This is a genomic window from Trebonia sp. (genome assembly GCF_030042015.1).
In the GTDB taxonomy this organism is placed as follows: domain Bacteria; phylum Actinomycetota; class Actinomycetes; order Streptosporangiales; family Streptosporangiaceae; genus Trebonia.
Map to the genome: position 1 here is coordinate 1 of NZ_JASIAL010000306.1, position 7,485 is coordinate 7,485.

At 69.8% G+C, this 7,485-nt stretch carries 10 protein-coding genes and 1 pseudogene; 9 read left to right on the forward strand and 2 right to left on the reverse strand.

Annotated elements, in window-relative coordinates; genetic code table 11:
• Positions 1-552: pseudogene (locus Q1N79_RS16340) on the forward strand (epoxide hydrolase); the annotation flags it as partial.
• A 416-nt stretch (positions 553-968) separates the two neighbouring features.
• Positions 969-1,136: a hypothetical protein gene (locus Q1N79_RS16345; RefSeq protein WP_300609932.1), complete on the forward strand. Its 168-nt coding sequence runs from the start codon at positions 969-971 to the stop codon at positions 1,134-1,136.
• Positions 1,137-1,223: 87 nt separating this feature from the next.
• Here Q1N79_RS16345 and Q1N79_RS16350 read toward each other — a convergent pair whose 3' ends face one another.
• Positions 1,224-1,589: a metalloregulator ArsR/SmtB family transcription factor gene (locus Q1N79_RS16350; protein WP_300609933.1), complete on the reverse strand. Its 366-nt coding sequence runs from the start codon at positions 1,587-1,589 to the stop codon at positions 1,224-1,226.
• An 88-nt stretch (positions 1,590-1,677) separates the two neighbouring features.
• Between Q1N79_RS16350 and arsM the strand changes: the two genes are divergently transcribed.
• From arsM to Q1N79_RS16370, 4 genes are all read left to right on the forward strand, one after another.
• Positions 1,678-2,481 carry an arsenite methyltransferase gene (gene arsM, locus Q1N79_RS16355; RefSeq protein WP_300609934.1) on the forward strand — a complete coding sequence of 268 codons (804 nt, stop codon included), beginning with the start codon at positions 1,678-1,680 and terminating at the stop codon, positions 2,479-2,481.
• Positions 2,478-3,185, forward strand: coding sequence for an aquaporin (locus Q1N79_RS16360; protein WP_300609935.1), 708 nt, complete (start codon positions 2,478-2,480; stop codon positions 3,183-3,185). Before arsM ends, Q1N79_RS16360 begins: the two co-directional genes overlap by 4 nt.
• Positions 3,186-3,204: 19 nt before the next feature.
• Complete coding sequence (locus Q1N79_RS16365) at positions 3,205-3,615, forward strand: arsenate reductase ArsC (RefSeq protein ID WP_300609936.1); 411 nt, start codon at positions 3,205-3,207, stop codon at positions 3,613-3,615.
• 251 nt (positions 3,616-3,866) lie between these two features.
• Positions 3,867-4,940, forward strand: coding sequence for an aminoglycoside phosphotransferase family protein (locus Q1N79_RS16370; protein WP_300609937.1), 1,074 nt, complete (start codon positions 3,867-3,869; stop codon positions 4,938-4,940).
• Here Q1N79_RS16370 and Q1N79_RS16375 read toward each other — a convergent pair.
• Positions 4,897-5,280: a hypothetical protein gene (locus tag Q1N79_RS16375; RefSeq protein ID WP_300609938.1), complete on the reverse strand. Its 384-nt coding sequence runs from the start codon at positions 5,278-5,280 to the stop codon at positions 4,897-4,899. The two genes, Q1N79_RS16370 and Q1N79_RS16375, sit on opposite strands and share 44 nt — an antisense overlap.
• 179 nt (positions 5,281-5,459) lie before the next feature.
• On the opposite strand from Q1N79_RS16375, the gene Q1N79_RS16380 reads away from it, so the two are divergent.
• The 3 genes from Q1N79_RS16380 to Q1N79_RS16390 all read left to right on the forward strand — a co-directional run bounded on the left by Q1N79_RS16380 (position 5,460) and on the right by Q1N79_RS16390 (position 7,375).
• Complete coding sequence (locus tag Q1N79_RS16380; protein ID WP_300609939.1) at positions 5,460-5,684, forward strand: helix-turn-helix domain-containing protein; 225 nt, start codon at positions 5,460-5,462, stop codon at positions 5,682-5,684.
• A complete protein-coding gene (locus Q1N79_RS16385) occupies positions 5,681-6,286 on the forward strand; it encodes a Clp protease N-terminal domain-containing protein (protein WP_300609940.1) in 606 nt (201 codons plus the stop codon). Before Q1N79_RS16380 ends, Q1N79_RS16385 begins: the two co-directional genes overlap by 4 nt.
• A 168-nt stretch (positions 6,287-6,454) precedes the next feature.
• Positions 6,455-7,375: a phosphotransferase gene (locus Q1N79_RS16390; RefSeq protein WP_300609941.1), complete on the forward strand. Its 921-nt coding sequence runs from the start codon at positions 6,455-6,457 to the stop codon at positions 7,373-7,375.
• The last annotated feature ends 110 nt before the right edge of the window (positions 7,376-7,485 follow it).

Below are 7,485 nucleotides of genomic sequence, written 5' to 3' on the forward strand. Positions count from 1 at the left end.
GCACGCAACGTACTGGGGGCCGGCGGCCCGCCGCCATCCGGCCTGTCTGAGGAGGAAAGCCGCACGTTCGCGCAGCTGAACTTCTTCTTCTTGCGGGGCGTCGGGTACGGGGTGCAGATGGGGACGCGACCGCAGACGATGTACGGCCTGGCGGACTCGCCCATCGCGCTGGCGGCCTGGATGCTCAACCATGATGATGCCAGCTACCAGGACATCGCCGACGCCTTCGCCGGGCACCCCGTCGGTCGCCTGACCCGAGACGAGGTCCTGGACAATGTCACGTTCACCTGGGTGACGAACACGGGGGTCTCCTCCGCCCGCCTGTACTGGGAGAACACGGTCGGCTTCTTCGACGTCAAGCACGTGTCCATCCCGGCCGCCGTCAGCACCTTCGCGCACGAGATCTACAAGGTCCCCCGCAGCTGGGCCGAGCGGGCATACCCCAAGCTCATGTACTTCAACGAGCTTGACAGGGGCAACCACTTCGCCGCCTGGCAAGAGCCGGCCCTGTTCGCCGCCGAGCTGCGCGCCGCGTTCCGGTCACTGCGCTAAGTTAGCCAGGGTGTTATCCGGACGGCCGTACCTTCCACACCCCGGCGGCTGCGGCAACGCCGCCGTGCGGCACCGGCACCCGGCAGGTAAGTTCTTCCACCTAACGGGCCTGTCTGGACAAGACGTACGACGAATGCCTTCATGGAAGAGGAGTTGTCCGCGGGGGTGGGGAGCGCCGCCTGGAAGGGGATCGCGGTCGTGCGCGCGTTCACAATCCACTCTGTCATGGGTACTGCCGCGATCGTCCTGGCTGGCTCAATGGTCACGGGCGGCTGCCTGGCGACGGGGGCCTCGGCTGCGGCGAGGACGCCGGCCGACGTGGCGTCGCCGTCGCCGAGCCGCCCTCAGGCGGAGTCGGCGTCGCCATCGCCGCCGTCGGTCATCTCGCCTGGTGGTATGGCCCCACCAGCCTGCCGATGCTGCTGCGCTGGACCGGCACCGCGTGGAAGCTGACGTCCGTCCCCTCGAGATACGACATCATCTGGGGCATTGCCGTGACCTCGGCCGCGAACGCGTGGGCAGTGGACTCCAGCACCTCCGACCAGACGACCATCCTGCACCGGAACGGCGGCAAGTGGAGCTAGCGCACCCACCAGATGATCTGACCCGGCAGCACAGGGCATGCGGGTGGCGCGGTTCCGGGCGCATTGTTGGCAGGAGTGCTGCCACGTCTAGCGGTCCGCGCTGAGCACTGCGGCGAGCGATTGCAGGGCGGAGGGGACGAGTGCGTAGTAGGCCCAGACGCCGCGCTTGTCGCGGGTGAAGATCCCCGCGCTGACGAGGATCTTGAGATGGTGGGAGATGGTCGGCTGGGTCAGCCCGAGCGGTTCGGTCAGCTCGCAGACGCAGGCTTCCCCGCCTTCGTGGGCGGCGACCATGGAGACCAGCCGCAGGCGGATGGGATCGGCCAGTGCCTTGAGCAGTCCGGCGAGGTCGGCTGCCTGGCTGGCGGTAATCGGTTCGCGCAGGAGCGGGGTGCAGCATGCCTCGTCCAATGGCAGGAGCGGCCGGGCCTGGCGAGCCGGTGAGGTGATCACCCGCCCAGTATGCGACAGAGGTTGACATTTGTCTATTTCTTGGCCAGGCTAGGCATCGAGACTTTTCTATGTCTGAAGGGATCGTGGAATGAGCGAGGTGACGAGCGGCGAACTGCGCGAGGCGGTCCGGTCCCGGTACGCCGAGGCGGCCCGTGCCGTCCTGGAACCGACAGCCGGTGCCACCGCATCCTGCTGCGGCGGCTCGGCGGCTGGCTCGTGTTGCGGCACCGGATCGGCGGCGCTGGACTCGGCGGACATGTTCGGCGGCCCGCTGTATGGCGAGCGCGAGACCGACGGGCTGCCCCGAGAGGCGGTGCTGGCCAGCCTCGGCTGCGGGAACCCGGTGGCGGTCGCCGACCTTCGCGCCGGCGAGCGCGTCCTTGACCTGGGCTCGGGCGGCGGTATCGACGTGCTGCTGTCAGCCCGGCGGGTCGGCCCGGCCGGGTTCGCCTACGGCGTGGACATGACCGACGAGATGCTGACCCTGGCCAGGGCCAACGCCGCCAAGGCCGGGGCAGGCAACGTGGAGTTCCTTAAGGGGAACATCGAGGCGGTCCCGCTGCCGGACGCGGCGGTGGACGTGGTGATCTCCAACTGCGTGATCAACCTGTCTGTCGACAAGCCCGCGGTCCTGGCCGAGATGTTCCGGGTGCTGGTCCCTGGCGGGCGGATCGGGATCTCCGACGTGATAGCCGACGACCACCTGACGGCCGCGGACCGCGCGGCGGCTGGCTCCTACGTGGGCTGCGTCGCCGGTGCCCTGTCACGGGCCGAATACCTCGATGGCCTGGCCGCCGCCGGGTTCACCGGCATATCGGTGACCCTCACCAGCCAGGCCGCTCCGGGCATGCACTCGGCGATCATCCGGGCCGTCAAGCCAGCCGCTGCATGAACGCCGCCACCGGCAGGCGCCTGCTGGCCGAATTCACCGGCACCGGCCTGCTCGTGGCGGTGGTCGTCGGGTCCGGCATCGCCGCCACCCGCCTGAGTACTGACGGCGCGCTGCGGCTGCTGGTCAACTCGGTAGTCACCTCCCTGGGCCTCGCCGTGCTGATCCTGGTGTTCATCCAGGCCGGGGGCGCGCACTTCAACCCGGTCGTCACCGCCGCCGACTGGATCCTGGGCCGTCGCTACGGGCTCGGCCAGGCCGCCGCCGTGATCGCCTGCCAGATCACCGGAGCCATCGCCGGGGCCGCGCTAGCCGACGCCATGTTCGCCGAACCCGTCCTCAGTCCCTCCCGGCACCACCGCGGCGGTCCGCCCATCCTGCTCAGCGAAGTCGTCGCCACAGCCGGGCTCCTGTTCGTCATCGTGTCCCTTTCCCGCACCGGCCGTCTCCAGCACGTCGCATGGGCGGTCGCCGCCTGGATCGGCGCAGCGTACTGGTTCACCGCATCCACGTCGTTCGCCAACCCCGCCGTCACCATCGCCCGGTCCCTCACCAGCACCTACGCCGGTATCGCCCCCGCCTCTGTTCCCGCGTTCATCGCCGCCCAGCTCGCCGGCGGCGCGATCGGCACCATCCTGGCCGTGACCATCTACCCGGTTCAGTGCGGTCGGATTCAGGTTGAACAGCCCGCCCAGCTCGCAGGCTGAAGAAAGGAAGGAGCCAGCAGTGGCCGACCTGCCCGAGGTGCTGTTCATCTGCACCCACAACGCCGGACGCTCCCAGATGGCTGCCGCGCTGCTCGACTACCAGGCGGCCGGACGCGTGCACGTCACCTCGGCCGGGTCGCAGCCCGCCGCCGAACTCAACCCGGCCGTCGTCCAGGCCATGGCCGAGATCGGCCTCGACATCTCGCGCGAGTTCCCCAAGCCACTGACAACCGGCAAGGTAAAGGCTGCCGACGTGGTGATCACCATGGGCTGCGGCGATGCCTGCCCCGTCTACCCCGGCAAGCGCTACCTCGACTGGGACCTCCCCGACCCCGCCGGACTCGACCTAGAGGCCATCCGTCCGATCCGCGACGACATCGCCCACCGAGTTCGGCAACTACTCGCCGAACTGACCGCGGCATCCGGCTGACCTTTCGTCCGGCGCGGTCAACCCCACATATGCCCAGGCGCATCATCTGGTCGGGGTGGAGCGCTTGACGAAGACCGGGCGCCTCAGGAAGAGTTTGTTCACGGCGGCGACCGGTCGCCGAGCTGTGGAACATCCGCTCCAGCCGGGGGTTCCATTGGCGAAGGGGATTCGCCCTCTCGGTCGTCAATGTCACAGGCCATCTTCCTGCACCGCGTCGCTGGGGGACGAGGGTGTCAAGGGGAGGCTTGTCCATGACCAGGGACGCCAGCTTCAAGAAGGTTGTCCGGCGGCACGCGGAGGAGACTGGGCAGCGCTACACCGAAGCGCTGACGGATCTCGAGGGTCTCGGCGCGCGAATGCACCACGAGCCAGTTCCTGACGAACTCCTTGCTCATCTGCGGGATCGCTACGGCATAGACCCGATCACGGCGACCAAACTCAGCGTGCACAAGACCTACGTGTTCCGCATCGACCGCAATGACGGCAGCCCGTGGGTCGCCCGCGCGTTTCCCCCTGCTCGGCCGCGTGCCGGTGTGGAGGGCGACGCCGCAATCCTGCGATTCCTGGAGTGGCAGGACTATCCCGCAGAGCGCCTGGCGGTCGACGATGCGGTATCTGACTTCGATGGCAGCGCGGTCCTCGTGACGCGGTTCGTTGAGGGCACCCAGCTCCCCGGCGGTGCCGCGAAATTCGCCATGATGGGTGAGCTGCTCGGACGGCTACACGCGCTGCCGTACGACGAGTCCGCCGGCCGCCCGGGTGGAGCCAGTGGTGAGGACCCGAGCCATGAGGGCACGCCGCGTCATGACCTGCTGGCGGCCCTGTCGTTCCTCGACGCCGTCGACACCAAGGTCGCGGCCGCCGAGCGCGAGCGATTCGAGCAGCTCCGCGACCAGGTACGCTCGGCCGACGACGGTCACGGCCTTCCGGAAGGTCTGCTCCACGGAAACCTCCTCCACGCCCCCGATCACTTCATCCTGAGCGAACAAGGGCCAGTCGCGATCAACTGGAAGGCCTCCGGGCGCGGACCTCGCCTCGCCGACTTCGCTTACCTGATCTGGGGCACGGGTTCCTGGAACCCGCGCCGACCGAACCAGGAGCGGATCGACGCTGCCGTCAACGCCTACCGCCGGCACGTCGAGCCGACCGACGACGAACTCGACCGGCTCGAGGCGGTCATGTACATCCGGACGCTCTACCTCGCCTGTTTCGGCTACCGGCGCGCCGTCACCAGCGGCTCGGCATTCAACGAGTGGGGCTTCATCGAACCACCCGGGTACTTCAGCTCCACAGCAGCCGCAACCCGAGCCGCGTTCCGCCGGTAGGTGGCCGTACGAGCGCGTTCGATCGTCCAGCGGGCAGCTGATCACCACCGGCCCACATGTAGCCTGGCCTGCAACAAGCTTGTTCGCTGAGCTGCGCTCGGTGATCACCGTGCGGATGACCGGGGTCGCGACGACCAGCAGCCGGGAGTGGTAGTTGAACCCGGGCCTCGTCGTAGGCCAGGTGCCCGGCGTCGCTGAGCCGGCGCCATTCCCGGTCGGGCAGCAGTTCGGGCTGGGCCGGCTCCTCTTCGACGAACCGCCGCCAGCCGGCCAGGACGGTGAGCTGCCGGTGCCAGGCCTCGTCGTCCGGGTCGCCGACGGCGGCTGCGGCTGCGCTCACCAGCGTTTCTTCGCTTCCTCGTGGGCGTTGAAGATTCCCAGCGGGATAACCTTGGCGACCGGCTCGCCGCTGCCTTGCTCCGGCGGTTCCGTCCGGGTCAGTGTTTGCGTTGCGTGGCCGGGGCCGCATCTCGTCAGCATATGTTGACGCCTTCTTTTCCGTCAGCATACGCTGACGGCGTGGAACCTGTCCGCGACATCGCCGAGGATGCCGCCAGCACCGACCCCGATGCCGGCCTGCGCTCGGTGGCGGCCCTGCGGGCGCTCACCGAGCGGCTGGAGATCCTCCAGGTCGACAACGCCCGCAGGCTCGGGTGGTCCTGGCAGCAGATCGCCGGGCGGCTCGGCGTGACCAAGCAGACCGTGCACCGCAAGCACGGCAAGCGGACCGGAGGGCGACCATGACCGGGCACATCATGACCCGGGACGCCGGCGCCGTCTCGATCCGGGCGTTTGAGCACGCCGTCCGGCTCGGGCACCCCTACCTCGGCGGGGAGCACTACCTGCTCGCGCTGGCCGCCGCCGGCCAGCCGGCCGGCGCTGTCCTGCGCGAGCACGGCGTCACGCCGGAGCGCGTCGAGGCGGAGATCGTCCGCCTTTCCGGAGCCGGGCTGTTCGGCGACCTGGACCGGGACGCACTGGCGGCGGTCGGGATCGACGTCGATGCCGTGCGCGCCGCGACCGAGGCGTCCTTCAACCGCGCGACCCTCGCGCGTGCCGCCCGGGACTCTCACCGGGAGCCGCGCCGCTTCAGCCCGCGCCGCCGCTCCGGCGCCACGCGGGGGGACGGGGTCTTCCTGCCGCACGGCCCCGGTGTCAACCAGGCCCTCGTGGCTGCCCGCCGCGAGGCTGCGTCCAGGTACGCCGCCCAGGCGGATGTCGAGCACCTCGCACTGGGTATCCTCGCCGTCAGCGAAGGACTGGTGCCCTCGATCCTGTCCCGGCTCGGCACATCCGGGCCAGCACTGGGGACCGCGATCCTGGACTGCTACCCGCCCGCCAGCTGACCCGCCGGTCACCGGACCCGCAGCCCCACCCCCGACCACGTGCGGGCTGGCGGCCTGGAGAGAGGAACCTCCCGGCGGCACTGCCCCGGGCAGCCGCCCGGTTGACGCCCGCGCCGGTCGCAGATATTCGCTATTGGCCGGGTGGCAGGGAACGGTAGTGTGCCGCCCGTGGTGTCGTGGTTGCGGTCCCTGCCGACGGCTGAGGCGGCCGGCGCGTTCGCTGGCGAGCGGTACGGCCTGAAGGTGCGCTCGTGCGTGCTGCTGCGCTCGCTGGCCAACGAGGTCTACCAGATCGTCGGCGACGACCGCCGGTACGCGTTCAAGCTCTACCGCCACGGCGGCCGGTCGGCCGGCGAGGTCGCCTGGGAGCAGGACCTGGTCACGCACGTGATCGGCTGCGGGATTCCCTGCGCGGCGCCGGTGCCGCTGACGGACGGCAGCCTGTGCGGCCAGATGGAAGCGCCGGAAGGCCCGCGGCCGTTCGCGCTGTCGCAATGGGTGGAGGGAACGAAACCGCAGCCGCCAGCCGGCGACGAACTCTTCCGGGACTTCGGCCGCCTCATCGGCCGGTTCCACGCGGCCGCAGCAGGCTTCCGCAGCGGCCACCCGCGCCAGCCCGCCAGCCTGAGCACCATGCTCGACGAGCCGCTGCGGGCTATCACGCCGCACCTGGACGGCGACCACGCTGACCGGGTCGCCGCCCTGGCCGGCCGGGCGCGGGAGCAGTTGAGCGCACGCGAGCTTTCCTGGGGCATCCGGCACGGCGACGTATCGCTGGACAACATCCACCGCACCAGTCGGGGGCTGGTGCTGCACGATTTCGACCAGGCCGGGCCGGGCTGGCTGGCGGCGGACCTGACCGGCGTGCAAGCCACCGGGCACTGGGACGCCTTCGCCGACGGGTACACCGCCGAGCACCCGCTGCCGGATCTGCCGGTCATCCCCTGGCTGGAGGTCTGCCAGCTGATCGGCAACCTGCGCTTTCACCTGGTTGAAAAACCCCAGTACCGCGGCCTCGAATCGCTGGCCGAGGGCTGGGCCGACCGCGCGCTGGCCCGCGTCGGCGAACTGTCCGCGCGACTGCTCTAGAGCCGACTCACCTGCGGCGAAGCGGCCGTGCACGCATAGTCAACTATCGATGCCCAGTGGCCAGCTAACGACAGGACAGGTGGTGTCCGTTGCCATCTGAGGTGAGGCAT